The sequence below is a fragment of the Viridibacillus soli genome (assembly GCF_016612995.1).
Classification (GTDB): domain Bacteria; phylum Bacillota; class Bacilli; order Bacillales_A; family Planococcaceae; genus Viridibacillus; species Viridibacillus soli.
In genome coordinates, this window is sequence record NZ_JAEOAH010000013.1 from 86,314 (window position 1) to 103,976 (window position 17,663).

Consider the following 17,663-nt stretch of genomic DNA (forward strand, 5'->3'; position numbering starts at 1 on the left):
TGACGCTATGGACTTGTGGACTTGGCCATTAATGGCAACAATTTTATTGATTTGTAGCATCGGGTATGTCGTCACGAGGCATGTTATGAAAATAGAAGAGCAGCGTGTTTCGGAAAATGATTTACCTGTTAGTCAAGCGGTTAAAGATAATCCAATGATACTCAATCCGATTGTTTGGGCTTATGGAATTGCCTTTATATTCGTGTTCATTTTGATTGCTTATTATGTCATTCAATATCAGGCATAACAGAAGGTTAGAAGAGGGATGTATAACAAAATCTCTTCTAACCTTTCTTTAGTCATAAAATAATGTATAAATATTCATGTTGGTGAAATAAAATTAATTATTTGCAAAATAATATGTACCAAAATGGAAATTTTGCGGGGGATTATGGTATGATTAGTATGTATTTTGCTGTTCTGAAACAAGGAACAGAAAAAGGAGTAGAATACTATGAGTCCCTTAAGCAGCAGAGAGTTCTTTGAAATGCCAATTGCCGATTTTATTATTTCATCTGAGAAAGTTGCACACGTACAAATGGGTAATAATGCGGAACATGCCTTGCTAGTACTTACGAAAACTGGCTATTCTTCAATACCTGTACTCGATGCAAAATACCGTCTACATGGCATGCTAAGTATGCGTATGATTACAGAACCAATCTTGGGAATGAATCATATTGAATATGAGAGACTACCAGATATTAAAGTAGATGAAATAATGGATAAGAATGTGGCTACTTTAAACATTAACGATAATTTCCAAAGAACATTAGACCTTGTTATTAATCATGCATTTTTATGCGTTATTGATGATGAAGGTACCTTCGTTGGTATCATGACGCGTCGTGTGATTTTGAAACAACTAAAAAAACATATCTATCAATTAAATTCTTAATATGACAAAATGGAAGAAGGTCTCGATTTAGAGACCTTCTTTATTATATTATCAGGTGTGTTGATTAGAGAAAAATTAGGTTGTTATTTACCGTTAAAATGGTTTTTTTATGTTCAATATTAACGTATATTACTACATTTTTTAGTTGATTGTAGCGGAGGGTGCCCGACTCCTGCGGGAAATGCAAGCATCCCGTAGCGGAAATCAACCTCCCACTTTAATGGTAATGGTTAAAATTGGTTAATCAACACGCCTGATATATTATAATGAAATTACGCTATAAATGGACAGCAAGGAGGTTCTTTTAGATGACTACAACAGAGGCACAAATTGTAAAAGTGTTGTCTGAAGAGGGCAATATGAGAAAAGCAGCAGAACGCTTGTTTTTATCACAGCCAGCACTTTCCCAACGTTTACAATCTATTGAAAAGGACTGGGGTGCACAGTTATTTTTGCGCTCACAAAAGGGGTTAACACCCACACCAGCAGGAGAATTGGTGATTCAATATGCCATCGAAATGATTGCTAAAAAAGAAGAAATTTATGAAATGATCCAGTCGTTGAATTCGAAAGTTCATGGCACATTAAAAATTGCTTGTGCATCGATTGTAGGACATACCTGGCTACCGAAAGTGCTGAAGGATTTTGTGACGCAATATCCAGAGGCAAAAATTTCGCTCATAACCGGTTGGAGTTCAGAAATTGTGAAGTCTCTTTATGATGGTGAGGCACATGTAGGAATCGTACGTGGTCATACAGAGTGGAAGGGCCCAAAAATTCATTTATTTCGTGATACACTTTATTTAGTTGATAAGGAAATTGAGTCGATAGAAGAAGTTTTTACAACAGACAGACCATTTATCCAGTTCAAAAGTGACTCGAATTATTTTCAAGAAATACAGCAATGGTGGCAGCGGCATTTTTCGGCTAATCCACGCCGTCAAATTACTGTCGATCAAATTGAGACGTGTAAGAAAATGGCTTTAAATGGTATTGGATACGCAATTTTACCTTCAATTACTTTAAGTGGACATGAGGATGTCAATACGATTCCATTGACGAATAATGAAAAAGAGTTTGAACTGACACGCGATACTTGGCTCATTGGTTATGAATCGTCTTTTGAGTTACGTCAAGTAGCTGCATTTGTAGAACTTGTGAAAAAGCATGCAGAGTGTTTATATGATTATTCAAATAACTCGGAAGAAAATAAATGACAATTCTATTATTTTTCATGTACAATTAGTCCATATTTTCAGAAATAGTAGGGGGACGTATCAAATGCAGAAATTAGACGCACACGAAATTATCGCTTTTTTAGCAAATGCCAAAAAAGCAACGCCGGTGAAAGTGTATGTAAAGGGTAACAATGTAGCTAAGCTTTCATTTGGTGAAGGTAGTAAAGTTTTTGGTGAAGGCAATTCAGCTGTCGTATTTGGAGAATGGTCTGAAATCGAAAAATCTTTAGCTACTAACGAAGCGCAAATTACTGATTATGTTATTGAACATGATCGAAGAAATTCTGCGGTACCAACTCTGGACTTAAAAGGCATCAACGCTCGTATTGAGCCAGGTGCAATTATTCGTGACCAAGTTACAATAGGTAATAACTGTGTCATTATGATGGGCAGTGTCATTAATATCGGTGCTGAAATTGGCGACCGTTCTATGATTGATATGAATGTAGTACTAGGCGGGCGGGCCATTGTAGGCAAGGATTGCCATATCGGAGCAGGAGCAGTTTTAGCGGGTGTGATTGAGCCACCTTCAGCAGCACCTGTAGTAATCGAAGACAATGTAATGATTGGTGCCAATGCCGTCGTTTTAGAAGGATGTCGAGTGGGTGAAGGCGCTGTTGTCGCGGCGGGAGCAGTTGTTACAAAAGATGTACCATCGTTTACAGTTGTGGCAGGAACACCAGCGAAAGTCATCAAAGTCATTGATGAAAAGACAAAATCTAAAACAGAAATTATGCAAGACCTTCGTAAATTATAAGTAGGTGTATAAGATGGAGAACTTACTGGAAATCAGACGTGAGTTGCATAAAATTCCGGAAATCGGTTTTCAAGAAGAAAAAACACAAAAATATTTACTAGCAATTATCGAAAAATTGTGGAAACCATACATTCAAATTGATGTTTGGCGAACCGGTATTATCGTGACGATTAAAGGATCGGATCCGCAGTTTAAAGTAGGTTGGCGTACAGATATCGATGGCTTACCAATTCAAGAAAATACGGGTGTATCCTACGAATCTGAGCATCAAGGGTTTATGCATGCTTGTGGTCATGACTTTCATATGACTATTGCATTAGGTTTAGTACAAGCATTTTCTAAAAAACAACCAGAAAATACAGTTATAATTTACTTTCAACCCGCTGAAGAGGGACCGGGTGGTGCAAAGCCAATGCTCGAGTGGCTACGTAGTGAGCGTCCAGATTTAGTGCCTGATGCTATCTTTGCTCTACATATCGCACCTGAATATCCTGTCGGAACAATTGCGACGAGAGCAGGCATGCTATTTGCGAATACTTCTGAACTCTTTATCGATTTAAAAGGTTTTGGTGGCCATGCGGCATATCCTCATAATACGAGAGATATGACAGTTGCAGCAGCAAATCTAATGATCCAACTGCAAACAATTGTTAGTCGTAATATTAACCCTTTAGATAGTGCTGTTGTCACGATTGGCAAGATGACATCTGGTACAGTTCAGAATATTATTGCGGAAAATGCCCGGCTTGAAGGAACGATCCGTACAATGTCGGCAGAATCAATGAAACTGATTAAAAAGCGTATTAAAGCGCTTTGTAGGGCGACTGAAATTGCTTATGAATGTGAAGTAACCATTGATTATGGCTCTTCCTACTATCAAGTGGAAAATGAAACGCATTGTGCGCATGCTTTACTGGATTTTGCTGAGCGGTTCCCTGGTGTGGACGCTTATGAATGCCCGCCAGCCATGACTGGTGAGGATTTCGGTTTCTTCTTAAAAGAACTGCCAGGTGCTATGTTCTGGACAGGTGCAAATACAGCATATGGCTTGCACCATTCTGCTATTCAACCAGATGAGGATTTGATTGCTGTCAATTTACAATTTGTTGAGCATTTTTTACGTATATTTACTTTAAGTGAATAAATTGAAACCCGAGGTGTGGACTGACACGTCGGGTTTTCTTGTTGTATAATACGGCTTTTCATCAGGTGTGTTGATTAACTAATTTTAACTATTACTATTAAAGTGGTAGGTTGAATTCCGCGGGCAAGCACCGAGCCGCTTCCTTCGCTACGCTCCAGGCAGGGTCTCGGTTCGCGTGCATTTCCCGCAGGAGTCGAGCACCCTCCGTTACAATCAATTAAAAAATGTAGTAACATACGTTAGTATTGAACATAAAAAAATTTTTAACGGTAAATAACAACCTAATAGTCCCCTAATCAATACACCTGTCTTTTCATAACAAAATATTGAAAAATTAATTAATAACTGTAAAAAAGTATATATTTTGTTATATATGCAACCAATGTACTTATAAAACGTACTATTGAAAAAGAAGAAAGAGGAGGGAACATTCTTTGCGAAGCAGACTTTTATTATTGGTCTCATGTTTTTTATTAATTTACAGTTTTTTGCTGGGTATTCCAATGGAAGCGTCCGCAGCACCAAAGCTTGATGTGAAGACATCAGCTGGATTTGCAAATAAGGGGAAGTATGGAAAAGGATTGCCTTTGAGCATTACAGTTAAAAACACAGGAACAGCATTTTCTGGAGACATCGTTATAGACGGAATACAAGACTATAATACAGGAAGTGGTATCTCAATCCCGTTAGAAATTGGAGAAAATGAGACGAAAACGATAGAAGTTGCATTAGAACAATATTCGGACGTTAGGGGTTGGAGTGGATCAAATCAGCAAATGATTCACTTTTACGAAGGTGGTTGGAAAAAAGGGAAGTCGATTGACTACACTGGAAAAGCAAACGTAAATCCACAATTATATGAAGAAGAAACAACAATTGTCCTCACATTAACGAGTAATGCGGACCGATTATTAGGCTTCACTAAGCTAGGGAAAAATAATACACCTAATATATCTAGAATGGAAGTAATCGATGTTGCACAATTAGTGAACTTCACATTACCATCAAAGGCCACATCATGGTCAATGGGGGACGTACTAGTTATAGACGAATATAAATTAGCTGACTTAACAGAAGATCAGCAACAAGCCATTATTGAATGGGTGAAAAATGGTGGTAAAGCAATCATTGGTGCTTCTGCCAACGTAGTTGCCGAAGTTGGCTTAATGAAAGAATATTTGCCGCTGACTTTAGGTGATGAGCAAACGATATCTAAAGAAACACTAGGAGCATTAACAAAAGGCGGTAAATTTAAAGAGGACATAACAGCATATAAAGCTGATTTAAATAAAAATGGACAAGTGATATTAGAAGCGAATCATACCCCACTTGTTGCTAAACTTGCAGTTGGTGAAGGTGAGATTATTCAAACAGCATTTTCTCTAGGAAATGCCCCTTTAGCAAAAGAGGATGATTATACAAAACTTCTTGAACAACTTATACCGATGAAAGCTACTAACCTATCAACACAAGGAACTATGAATCAAATGAATGGGGAATTAATTCAGCATAATGAAATCTTCCCATCATTCCAAGTATCAGCAATTTTTTTACTAGTAATTGTTATTTTGTATATTTTCCTATTAGGGCCATTACTTTATTTCTTACTAAAAAATAAAGATAAACGCGAACATGCATGGTGGATTATACCTGTATTATCAATTGTCACGTCCTTGTTAATTTTCTGGTACGGGGCTAAGGATCGTCTGTTAAATCCACAAATTCAACAAACGGCTGTATATAAAGTAAATGAAGATAATAGCTTATCAGGTGTATATGCATCGGCATTGTTATCAAATCGCAGTGGTGATTTTGAATTTACAGCCCCAAAGAATACGTCAATGACCATGTCTACATACTCAGGCTACATGAATCTAAATGATGTACATCAAAAATCAATGTTTGAACAATTTGCGGACCATCAATCTTTAACGATTCGTAATAGTCGTTACTGGGGTGTAAATAGTATGTTTGGTCAAACGCGAATTAACGATATTGGTCGTTTAGATATTCAATTAAATGTTGAAGATGGTGCTGTTAAAGGTACTGTAAAGAATAACTTCCCATTTGCACTTAAGGATGTTTCAATTTGGTCTGGTGTTAAATGGTTGGAACTAGGTGATATTAAACCAAATGAAACATTAAATGTAACACAAACAATTAATGGTTCTATATTATTGTCTCCAATGCAAATAGGAATGACATGGATGGAAAAAGCAAAAAATAAGAAAGAACTCTTAAAAAATCGCCAGCAAAGTGCTAGAAACTTGGCTTATCAATTATTAGATGGGAATGACCAACCTGCCATTGTGGCGTGGGTAGATGAAGTATTGCTTCCAATTGAACTGAAAACGCAAAAGGCTGAAAGGACATCTCTGAGTTTAATCGTCCAAAACTTTAATCCAAAAACAAATTTGTCGGGTGAATTTGTATTACCAGCAAATGCAATGGCTAAAGACATTAATTCAAAGATGGGAGGTTATATTGAACAAAATGCTGAGGATATAAATTCTTGGTATTTAGATGATGGTGAGTATGATGTGAGTTGGACGATTCCAGACTCCATATTAGATAAAAAAGTGAAATGGGTAGAATTGCAACTAGCCAATACAGATAAGCAAACTGTAACGCTCCATTTATTTAATGTGAAAAAAGATAAGTTTGAAGAAATAACCGACGCAAGATTAATAGTAGATAAGGATGTTTCACAATATATTTCAAAAGATGGTCAAGTCATTTATAAACTAATGAAGGATGCTGGAAACAAAGGTGAAATGAGGACTGTGTTACCAGAGCTACAATTGAAAGGGGAGGTCCAAAAATGATAGAAATTAAAGGACTTACGAAAAAATACGGTTCTTTTTATGCATTACAAGGGTTGAACCTCTCAATTGGTGAAGGTACAGTATTTGGCTTTGTTGGTGCAAATGGCGCGGGGAAATCAACGACATTTTCGATTTTATCAACGCTTCTTCAACCTACTGCAGGCGATGCATGGATTAATGGTAAGAGTGTAACGAAAAATCCAGAAGATATTCGAAAATTAATCGGATATATGCCCGACTTTTTTGGCGTCTATGATCAATTGAAAGCAGATGAGTATTTAGATTTCTTTGGTTCAAGCTATGGTATTCCAGCAGCAGAGCGTGCGAAATTAATTCCGCAGTTATTAGAACTAGTCAATTTAACGCATAAACGCTATGAATATGTAGATGTATTATCACGTGGTATGAAGCAACGTCTATGTTTAGCTAGAACGCTTATCCATGACCCTAAAGTACTTATTTTAGATGAACCGGCATCGGGATTAGACCCTCGTGCTCGAATTGAAATGCGTGATATTTTGAAGCAATTAAAATCAATGGGCAAGACGATTTTAATTTCCTCCCATATTTTGCCGGAGCTTGCAGAGATGTGTGATGAAATTGGCGTTATTGATAGTGGGAAATTAATCGCTCACGGTTCAGTATCAGCTATCCAAACGCAATTGCAAGGTGAGAAGGTAATTACAGTGAAACTGCGTGAAACAGTAGACAAGGCTGTGAAATTCTTTGAGGAGGATCCTTTTGTTACGGGTATTGAGGTGAATGAGCAGCAATTGACATTCCAATATCGCGGATCAGATGAAGAACAAATGGCGCTATTGAAAAAAGCGGTGTTAGCAAATATCCCGATTACATCATTTGCAGAAGAAGAAAAAGATTTAGAGGATGTCTTTATGGCGATAACGAAGGGAGTGGATGAGGCATGAAATCAATGTTCACAAATCCAGTGTTAATAAAAGAGTTCAAGCTAAGATTCCGCGCCTTTAAAAGTTTTTCAGGCATCATGTTTTATTTACTAGCACTTAGTATATTTGTCTTTGGTTTTATTTTTGTGCTGATGGATTTTAATATTAGTGGTTTTATTAGTTCAGAAGAAAGCGTAATGTTATTTAGTTTGCTGACGTATGTGCAATTGGCTTTAATTCTGTTCATAACGCCAGGTATGACTGCTGGTTCAATAAGTTCTGAACGTGAAAAGCAAACGTTGAACATTTTACTGACGACGGCGCAATCTTCCTTCCAAATTATTTTTGGGAAAATGAGTTCCTCTATCGTCTTTTTAATGCTTCTATTGATTGCAGGGTTACCAATTTATAGTTTAGTATTTTTATTCGGAGGCGTTTCACCGTCACAATTAATTGTTATTTTCGCGTTTTTAATCGTTACAATGTTGGCAGTTGGTAGTATCGGTGTCATGTTCTCGACATTACTAAGGAAAACAATTATCTCTATGATTGCAACATATGGCTCGATGTTAGTTTTAACAGGTGTTACAGCATTTTTCTTTTTGATCTCAATGGAGATGAATAGATCAGGCATGACTGGTGTAACGAGTAGTCCATCAATTTTTGCACATTTTTGGGGTACGATTAATCCAATTGCTTTAATGATGACATTGATTGATCCATTAATGCTTGATAGTTTTTATGAAGTAACAAATATCCATTTTCCAATCTGGGCAGGTTATTTAATTTTTTATTCACTGGTGACGATTGTCTGTTTATTAATAGCAGTAAAAAGACTACGTGTTAACATGAAAAAAGTGAAATGAGGTGGGTAATCGATGAACGGTCAAAGTCGTTTAGCACAAGCAGTTAAGAGAGCAAGAACGAGCCTTTTTGTAGAACACTTTTTCACTAAGATTCAGTTTGGTATATTGCTCGCACTGGGTGTTAGTTTTGTTTTGCTGATTATTTCTCGATTTTTTGTTTTTCCTTATTATGCACAAACTGCGCTGATATCGGCCATCGTCATCGTCACATCATGGGTACTTCTAATTATTTGGAGAAAGCCATCGAAAGAGCAGTCTATACGTGCTCTGGATGGCTATTTCCCACATAATCAGCTCCGTGCTGTATATTCAATTGACGATACTACATCACCGCTGTTTCAGCATTTATTGCAGCAAACCGATAACAATGCAGATACTGCTCTTGTTCTATTTAAAGCACGAGAGAAGAGAATTGTGCAAGGGCCTTATATACTGGGAAGTTTGTTTATAGCTGTCGCTATATTCGCGCTTATTTTATTTCCCGCGACAACACAATTAGCTGCAAAAGATACAGAACAAGAAAATAGAATCATTTCAGATATAAAAAAAGAAGTGAAGAAGCTAGAGAAAAAAACGAAATCAGAGGAAGTGAAAAAAGAACTAGCTAAGCTTCAGGAGAAGTTAAGAGATACGAAAACATCTGAAGAAGCATTGAGAGAGCTCGTGAAAAAACAAAAGGAATTACAATTAAAAGAACAGCAATTACAGGAAAAGAAAGAACTTGTCAAAAATGATAAGGAAGGCGAAGGGCTAACGGATACAGAATTAAAGGAACTAGCGGATTTACAAAAAGCAAATGACATCTTAATGAATGAGGCGAGGGATGTGCAGACTGCGATGAGCCAAGAAGGTAAACCGCTCAACCAATCGATCCAAACTGCCTTACAAAATCAGCAGGCACAAGCGAATAGTCAAAATCAAGCAACTACTTCCAATGGTAGTGCAAGTCAAAGTTCAAGCCAAAGTGCGAATAGTGCACAAAATAGCAATTCATCGCAAAGCTCTTCTCAAACAAGTAATCAAAATAGCAATACCAATCAGAATGGTCAAGGCCAAGGCCAAGGTCAAGGTCAAGGCCAAGGTCAAGGTCAAGGCCAAGGTCAAGGCCAAGGTCAAGGTCAAGGCCAAGGTCAAGGCCAAGGTCAAGGCCAAGGAAAAGGGCAGGGACAAGGGTCTGGCTCTGGTTCCAAAGGTGGAGGACTTGGTCAAGGTGAGCGCAATTTACTAGCAATTCCAGAACGTATTGGTAGTAAAGGTGATACATCGGTAGACTCCGGGAAAACGGGCGAGGGTAGTGCAGCAGAAATTCATGAAACAGAAAAAGGCCCAGTACAAAAAGGCTCTATCAGACCTTATGAAGAAGTCGTTGGAAGCTATGAGGATTCGTATATTCAAACGACGGATCGCCTGCAATTACCGAAAGAATTACAAAATATTGTACAAGATTATTTTTCTACAATTGATAACAAATAGAGGAGGAAGTTCATGTCTTATACACCAGAGCAATACGTAGCGATGAGTGAGAAATTACAATCAGTTCGAGATGAAATTGGTCGCTTTATCGTTGGGCAAGAGGAGGCTATCGATTATACGATGTTCGCGGTCCTTGCAGATGGCCACGCCTTATTAGAGGGGCTTCCGGGTTTAGGGAAAACGATGTTAATCCGCACGATTTCTGAGGTGCTCGATTTATCGTTTTCACGAATCCAATTTACACCCGATTTAATGCCAACAGATATCACTGGTACGAGTGTTATAGAACGTTCCGCAGATGGCAATCAACGCTTCTCCTTCCAAGAAGGACCGATCTTTAGCCAAATGGTATTAGCGGATGAAATTAACCGTGCGACGCCGAAAACACAAAGTGCACTTTTAGAGGCTATGGGTGAAAAAACGGTAACTGTTCTTGGTGATACAAAGAAAATGGCTAAACCATTTTTCGTTTTAGCGACTCAAAACCCGATTGAAATGGAAGGAACATATCCATTACCAGAAGCACAAATGGACCGTTTTTTTTGTAAAATACTAGTGCCTACCCCATCAAAGGCAGAGTTAATGGAAATTATGAAAAGAACGACAGGTTCCATCTCAGTTGAACTACAGAAAATCATGAACGATACAGAAATCGTTGAACTCCAACAGATGGTAAAAGAAGTTTTAATAGCTGATGATATGCTTTCTTATGCTGTAGATTTAGTCGTTGCTACGCATCCAAATAGCCCTGATACAATTGATGAAGTGAAGCAGTATATTGAGTATGGTAGTGGCCCACGTGGTTTACAAAGTATTGTTAAACTCGCAAAAGCACGTGCCCTCATCAATGGTCGCTATCACGTGTCAATTGCAGATATTAAAACAGTAGCAAAACCAGCACTTCGTCATCGTTTAATGCTCAATTATGAGGGGGAAGCGGCGGGTTTACAAATCGATGATGTGTTGGAAACATTACTTGAAAAAATGAAACAAGGGCAAGCGGTATGACGCAGTCGAACTTTTTACTACCAAATGAATGGGCTAGTAAAATTCGCCGTCTCTCTTTGAATACGGCTACGAAAATACGTGGTCATCATAAAGGCTCTCACCGTTCACAACGTTTTGGAGCATCCCTGGATTTCTCTGATTTTAGAGAATACCATCCAGGTGATGATGTTCGACAACTTGACTGGAACGTTTTTGCACGGACAGAGAAATATTTTATTAAACGCTTTTTAGATGAGCAGGAAATGCGTGTTCATATTTTACTTGATACAACTAAATCGATGGGGGATGAAGCAAAATGGCTTTTTGCAAGGCAGCTTGCTACAGCTCTAGGGTTGACTGTGCTAAATAGAGATGATCGATTATCTTTTTCATATGTTTCGAACAAGCCGACTCCACCATTTCGGCGTAAAGGTTCTACTTATCAAAAGGCATATGAAAAAACGATTGCGGATTTAAGGGAGCCTACTTCATCAGAATCTTTTGCAGAGAATGCTATCCGCACTTTGCCAAAAGATATGACGATTCTTCTGATTATTTCAGATGCACTTGAGCCCCTTGAGGAATGGAGTGCCTTTTTAAGTAAAGTACCCCGCTTTGCAGGAGATGTGCGCCTTATTCAAGTACAATCACTTGATGAAAAATTGCCGACTTACTCTGGAGATGTACGATTAATAGATGTTGAAACATCGGCAAGTGTTAATGTATCAATGTCACAAAACGTCTTACGCTCTTATGAAGAAAAGCAGCAGGAGCATCAATTACAGCTTGAGGCATTGTGTCGAAAATATGGTGTTCAGCATATAATCGTGCAAGTTGCAGATGGTATTCAGCATGCACTATTCAACCAATTCATCAAAGCAAAATGGCTACAGTGAGGTGAAGTAAATGGGATTTAATCAACTACCGTTTCTATTAACAGCAATTATTCCTCTAACGGTTTTAATTTATTATTTTTTCCGTAAGAGGTATGTAGAAAAACAAATTTCTTCTACTCTTTTTTGGGATGAAGTAATGAAGGAAACGAAGGCTTCACCCTATTTGCAACATTTACAAAGAAATGCTTTATTTTATTTGCAAATGCTTGGACTTATTTTACTCGTCTTCGCCTTATTACAGCCGTATTGGAAAACAAAAACAATTGCTGGGGATCAAATCATTTGGGTAGTCGATACTTCAGCTACAATGCTTGCAGACAAAAATGGTGAAACGATTTTTGAGAGCCATCAAAAAGAAATGCTCGATTTAACAGATCAACTCGGGGGCAAAGCTGTCACGATTATTACGACAGGGACTGAGCCGCAAGTTGTTTTACGTAATGAAACAAATGCTAAGACAATTCAAAATGCTATTAAATCACTACAAGTTACATATGCCAATGAACAGCTGCCAACAACGCTCGACTTTGTACAAACATTCATTGGCAAGAAATCAACTGCCATCTATTTATTTACAGATGCAGTAGATCGCGATCAATTGCCACTTGAAGTAGCGGATATTAAATGGATTGTCAAAGGTGCACCTGATGATTTGCAAAATATTTCATTGCAGCGCTTTGGCGCAACAAAGTTAGAAGGGGAACTAAAGGCTATCGCCCAAGTGAAAAATGATACGAGCAAAGAGCAAAAGGCAACGATCATTATCTCTAATGATAAAGGAGAAGAGCTGACAACGAAGAAAATTACCATTCCAGCAAATGGGGAAGAACGCTTTTCTTTTGAAAAGTTAGCAGATTCAACAGCTTTAAAGGCCAAGTTGAAGGTGGAAGATGACTACAAAGCAGATAACGAAATGACCATTCTCTTGCAGCAAAATACAACGAAGATTCTTGTTGATCAAGGCTTACAGCAGCTCGTACAAAAGGCATTCCAAGCGATGGATTTCCCAGTAAGTATCGTACCGCCTCTACAATTAGAAGATTCTAAAGAAGATGCAATCATCGTAACGAATCAAACGAAGCTGTTAGAACAAAAGAAGAAACCGGTACTTCTAATTGGACGAGATGATAAAAAGGCGCAGGAAATTAGCGGTGAAGTGAAAACAAGGGATTCCAATCTTTTTGCATACGCTCCGATAAAGGATGTTTATGTTAATGAGCTGTATCCATCGTTTAAAGATTATAAAACAATCGCAACAATCAATGATGAGCCTTTTATTCAAATTTCGCCGGCAGGGCATATTGCCGTTTTAGCGGATATACAAATGACAGATTGGCCGCTACATCCTTCATTCCCGTTATTCTTGTGGAGTGCTAAGGAAAATCTTGCTGCTAGTGGCAGTGATATTGGTACGTTCTCTCCAAATGAAAGACGCATTATCTCATTGGAGAAAACAGATGAAGGAACGAAAGGTTATGAAATGTACTCGCAAGATGGAGAATATATTAGTAGCTTTGAAGATGGGGGCAGTTTTATCGCACCAGCTAAGCCTGGACTTTATATGCTAAAATCTGGTAATGAAGAAAAACGTTTAGCTGTTTCATTACAGCAACAAGAGAAAGTAATTAAAAAAGGAACATCATTTGAATATGGTGAGACAGCAGACAAGGCGACAACAGATTATGTACAGCAATCGCTAATGCCATTGTTTGTATTATTAATCATCGGATTATTACTAGCTGAATGGGAGGTGCAACGTCGTTATGGATTTACGCATTGATCACCCACTATGGCTACTATTATTTATACCAACTTTACTCTATTTTGGTTGGGCCTGGATACAAAGTGGCAAACGATATAAAAGAGAACATAAAATTATTTTTTATATGCGTGTGTTAGCAATCAGTTTACTCGTTTTTGCTTTAAGTGCGCCTTATATTTTATTGCCGATTAAGGAAGAGCAAGTTGTTTTTTTAGTCGATCGTTCTGCCTCTATGAAAGGTACTAAAAAGGAAATCGCTAGCTGGATTCAAGAAAGTATGGAAAGTAGCAAGGACTACCAAATTAAAGGGGTCTACAGCTTTGCTGATGGTTTCCAAACAGATCTTAGTTTATCATCTAAAAAAACAAATTTACCAGAATGGCCAGCGCTAAAAAATATTGGTCAAACTAATTTAGCGAATGCGTTACAGTTAGCTTCGAATGTTGTAGATAGTAAAAAGGCGACACGTATTGTCGTATTCTCTGACGGTGTTGAAACAGCGGGCTCTGCAACAGATCAACTAAGTCAATTACAAAATAGTAATATTCAAATTGATACAGTAAAGATTGATAAACCGGTGAAGCAGGATGTTGCGATTACTTCATTTGACACACCACCAGTGGCATACAAAGGTGAACAGCAACAGTTAACAGTACAAATTGAATCTTCGACAAATACGACAGGTGAGCTGAGCTTATCAGCAAACGATCAAGTCATTGAAAAGCAAAAAGTTCAATTAGATAGTGGCTCTAATACAGTGACATTCCGTCATAAACCAAAAGGAGATGGCCTTTTTAAATATAAAGCTCAGCTCAAAATGGCCGAGGATGCCTTGCTTGAAAATAATGAGTTAACTAGTGTCACAACAGTACAAGGAACGCCTCGTATACTGCTCGTACATGGAGATGATGTCAAAGCAAGTAGTCTTGCTAATGTCATTGACCAAAATACATTGGTGGTAGAAGACATTTCAGCAATGGAGTTACCGTCGATGCAATCATCTTATATTGGCTATGATGCCATTATTTTTGACAACGTTTCAGGCCATTTAGTTGGTGAAGAGAAAATGTCGATGATTGAGCAGGCAGTGAAAAACTTTGGCATGGGCTTTATGATGATTGGTGGGGAAAATAGCTTTGGTCTTGGAGGCTATTTCAAAACACCGATTGAAACCATTTTACCTGTTGAAATGGAAGTGAAAGGGAAGGAACAGCTACCTTCACTTGGTTTAACAATTGTTTTAGACAAGTCTGGTAGTATGGACGGTAATAAAATTAAATTAGCAAAGGAAGCAGCCGTACGCTCAGTTGAATTACTACGTGATGATGATACATTCGGCTTTATCGCATTTGATGATCGGCCGTGGGAAATAATTCCACCAGCTCCACTAACAGATAAAGAGCAAGCTATAGAAAAGATTTTATCTGTTCCACCAAATGGTGGAACGGAAATCTATTCGTCATTAAGCTTTGCTTATGAAAGTTTGCGAGATTTAAAGTTACAGCGTAAGCATATTATTTTATTAACGGATGGTGAGGCAGCTACAAGTAGTTCCTATGACCAGCTAATTGAAGAAGGTAAAAATGCGAATATTACGCTTTCTACTGTTGCAATCGGACAAGATTCGGATCGCAGTTTACTACAATACTTAGCGGAAGTAGGAGCAGGTCGTTTCTATGATGTGGCGGATGAAGAAACAATTCCATCAATTCTATCAAGAGAAACGTCTATGTTAACGCGTACGTATATTGAAGATAATCCATTTTATCCAATTATCGATGGTGGTGCGAAATGGCAAAGTCTATTTACAGAGGGCGTGCCGAAAATGAACGCTTATATTGCTACAACGGCGAAGCAAACGGCTAATGTTATTGTAGAAAGTGAAAAGGATGACCCTGTACTTGCTGAATGGAAATATGGCCTCGGTAAGACGATGGCCTTCACATCAGATACAAAGGGTAAATGGACAGGGGATTGGGCTCGCTGGCAAGAATGGTCGAACTTTTGGAATACAACCGTATCAGAGCTACTACCTTCATATAATGAGGTGCCCTATAATATTCAGCAGCAAGATGACGGTTCCTTTATCGTTTCGGATCCAACTGCAAAATCAGCATTTATGGATATTGTCGTTGTAGATGAAAAAGGGGGAGAGTTACCAATAACAGAAGAACCATTAGCACCAGGGAAAACGCGTGTGAACTTTGAGCACGGTCCTGGTCTCGTATACTTCAGAGTATCAAATGATGATGAAGGTATGTATCAAGCTGGACTCACAATACCGTACAGTTCGGAATATCGTATGCAGCAGGATAATACAAAGCTATTAACAGAGCTGTCAACAAGCACAAATGGTAAAGAGCTAACTGATCCAGCAGAAGCGTTTCGTAAGCTCCCTACATCAAGCGCAGAGCAACAAAATATTGCAAAGTGGTTGATATTAGCAGCGATGTTACTTTTCTTTATCGACATTACGCTCAGACGCTTCGGATGGACTACATTACGCAATATACCAAAAGGGCTCCGAAGAAAGAAAGACGTTACTGATCAAGAAGAACAACTTAACGTTGGAGAACTATTGAAAAATAGAAAGAAACGTTAAAAAGGGCGGCTCATCATTGAGCCGCCTTTTCATATTACGCTATTGCTGTTTTACGCTTTGTCCAAACAGCCGTTAAAGCGAAGCACCCTACTAAAATAACTGTTCCGAATATATAGGGAGTATTCATATTCCAATCGAATAATATGCCAGCAAGAGCAGGTCCAATCACATTACCTAAACTCATATATGCATTATTCATACCAGCAGCAAAGCCTTGTTCGTTGCCAGCTGTTTTTGAAATCAGTGTATTCACAGCAGGGCGGATTAAAGTCGTTGCTGTTGAGAATATAGTTGCCACTAGTAACATGATAAAGAAGGCATTTACAAATAATATACCTAACATACTAATGGCTGAAACTGCAAGGCCAAATAAAATGATTTTCATTTCTCCGAATTTCTTAAATAACTTATTTAATGCGAAGCCTTGAACAATTACACCAACAAAACCACCAACAGTCATTAAAATGGCAATATCAGTTGCTGTGTATTCAAACTTATATGTTAAGAACATTGATAAGGTGGCTTGGAAATTTGATATTCCAAATGAGAATACAAAGACAACTATTAACAGCACAAAGTACGATGCATGGAATGAACGAGACATCTGTTTGAACAAGTTATCGCCTTTTACAGCATTCTGAATTACTGGTGTTGTCGCTGGTAATAAGATTAGTGATAATACGCCTGCAATAATAGAAGCAGACCCAGCAAAGTAGAATGGGAAGTGCAAACTAACGTTGGATAAAAAACCGCCAATACCAGGCCCAATCATAAAGCCTAGAGAAATCGCTGCACCAATTTGCCCCATTGCTTTGCCTCGTTCTTCATTGGTCGTAATATCTGCTACATAAGCCATAATTGGCGGTACGATAAAGGCCGAGCCGACACCTGTTAAAAAGCGGCAAACAAATAACATCCACAGTTCTGTAGATAAACCAAATGCGATTTGAGCAATACCATTTACAAATAGCCCAAAAACAATTAGTTTTTTTCGGCCGATGCGATCAGATAAATTCCCAGCTATAGGGGAGAATAGGAACTGAGCAAAAGCGATAATGGCTATTAGAAAGCCTAACACTTGTCCAGCAGCGCCAAATAGTTTCAAATAGCTAGGCATAACGGGAATAATAAGACCGACAGAACTCATCGAGATAAACATATTAAACATTAATAAGATTAATGCTAATTTATTGGAAGATTTCATATTTTTCTCTCTTTCTCGTAAAACATTTCGTATTGCTAATTAATAGTAATGTATGAATTATACAGTTTGTCACGATGTTAAGCAACAAAAGAAGCTCGGAAAGGTA

14 protein-coding genes are annotated in these 17,663 nt (G+C 38.1%); 13 read left to right on the top strand and 1 reads right to left on the bottom strand.

Annotation, left to right across the window (positions count from 1 at the left end; all coding sequences use genetic code 11):
* Window positions 1–7: 7 nt before the first annotated feature.
* The 13 genes from JFL43_RS11025 (at window position 8) to JFL43_RS11085 (ending at window position 16,353) form a co-directional block, all read left to right on the top strand.
* Complete coding sequence (locus JFL43_RS11025; protein ID WP_100796295.1) at window positions 8–247, top strand: hypothetical protein; 240 nt, start codon at window positions 8–10, stop codon at window positions 245–247.
* 207 nt (window positions 248–454) lie between these two features.
* The gene (gene cbpB / locus JFL43_RS11030; RefSeq protein ID WP_100796296.1) at window positions 455–898 is read left to right on the top strand and encodes a cyclic-di-AMP-binding protein CbpB; all 444 of its coding nucleotides are present in this window, start codon (window positions 455–457) and stop codon (window positions 896–898) included.
* A gap of 308 nt (window positions 899–1,206) precedes the next feature.
* Window positions 1,207–2,115 carry a LysR family transcriptional regulator gene (locus JFL43_RS11035; protein WP_200749101.1) on the top strand — a complete coding sequence of 303 codons (909 nt, stop codon included), beginning with the start codon at window positions 1,207–1,209 and terminating at the stop codon, window positions 2,113–2,115.
* A gap of 64 nt (window positions 2,116–2,179) precedes the next feature.
* Window positions 2,180–2,893 carry a 2,3,4,5-tetrahydropyridine-2,6-dicarboxylate N-acetyltransferase gene (gene dapD, locus JFL43_RS11040; protein WP_100796298.1) on the top strand — a complete coding sequence of 238 codons (714 nt, stop codon included), beginning with the start codon at window positions 2,180–2,182 and terminating at the stop codon, window positions 2,891–2,893.
* Between the two features lie 13 nt (window positions 2,894–2,906).
* Entirely contained in the window at window positions 2,907–4,037 is a 1,131-nt protein-coding gene (locus JFL43_RS11045) for an N-acetyldiaminopimelate deacetylase (protein ID WP_200749102.1), read from the top strand.
* A 434-nt stretch (window positions 4,038–4,471) separates the two neighbouring features.
* Window positions 4,472–6,862 (top strand): DUF7408 domain-containing protein, encoded by a 2,391-nt coding sequence (locus JFL43_RS11050; protein ID WP_200749103.1) that lies wholly within the window; start codon window positions 4,472–4,474, stop codon window positions 6,860–6,862.
* A complete protein-coding gene (locus JFL43_RS11055) occupies window positions 6,859–7,788 on the top strand; it encodes an ABC transporter ATP-binding protein (RefSeq protein WP_200749104.1) in 930 nt (309 codons plus the stop codon). Before JFL43_RS11050 ends, JFL43_RS11055 begins: the two co-directional genes overlap by 4 nt.
* Window positions 7,785–8,633 (top strand): ABC transporter permease, encoded by an 849-nt coding sequence (locus JFL43_RS11060; RefSeq protein WP_100796302.1) that lies wholly within the window; start codon window positions 7,785–7,787, stop codon window positions 8,631–8,633. The genes JFL43_RS11055 and JFL43_RS11060 overlap by 4 nt, the downstream gene beginning before the upstream one ends.
* Window positions 8,634–8,645: 12 nt before the next feature.
* Window positions 8,646–10,106: a hypothetical protein gene (locus tag JFL43_RS11065; protein ID WP_200749105.1), complete on the top strand. Its 1,461-nt coding sequence runs from the start codon at window positions 8,646–8,648 to the stop codon at window positions 10,104–10,106.
* Window positions 10,107–10,118: 12 nt separating this feature from the next.
* A complete protein-coding gene (locus JFL43_RS11070; protein ID WP_200749106.1) occupies window positions 10,119–11,114 on the top strand; it encodes an AAA family ATPase in 996 nt (331 codons plus the stop codon).
* Window positions 11,111–11,989, top strand: a complete 879-nt coding sequence (locus JFL43_RS11075) for a DUF58 domain-containing protein (RefSeq protein WP_200749107.1) — start codon at window positions 11,111–11,113, stop codon at window positions 11,987–11,989. The genes JFL43_RS11070 and JFL43_RS11075 overlap by 4 nt, the downstream gene beginning before the upstream one ends.
* 10 nt (window positions 11,990–11,999) lie before the next feature.
* A complete protein-coding gene (locus tag JFL43_RS11080) occupies window positions 12,000–13,769 on the top strand; it encodes a vWA domain-containing protein (protein ID WP_200749108.1) in 1,770 nt (589 codons plus the stop codon).
* Window positions 13,753–16,353 (top strand): VWA domain-containing protein, encoded by a 2,601-nt coding sequence (locus JFL43_RS11085; RefSeq protein ID WP_200749109.1) that lies wholly within the window; start codon window positions 13,753–13,755, stop codon window positions 16,351–16,353. The genes JFL43_RS11080 and JFL43_RS11085 overlap by 17 nt, the downstream gene beginning before the upstream one ends.
* Before the next feature lie 34 nt (window positions 16,354–16,387).
* Here the strand turns inward: JFL43_RS11085 and JFL43_RS11090 are convergent, their stop codons facing one another.
* Window positions 16,388–17,557, bottom strand: coding sequence for an MFS transporter (locus tag JFL43_RS11090; protein ID WP_200749110.1), 1,170 nt, complete (start codon window positions 17,555–17,557; stop codon window positions 16,388–16,390).
* Window positions 17,558–17,663 lie beyond the last annotated feature (106 nt).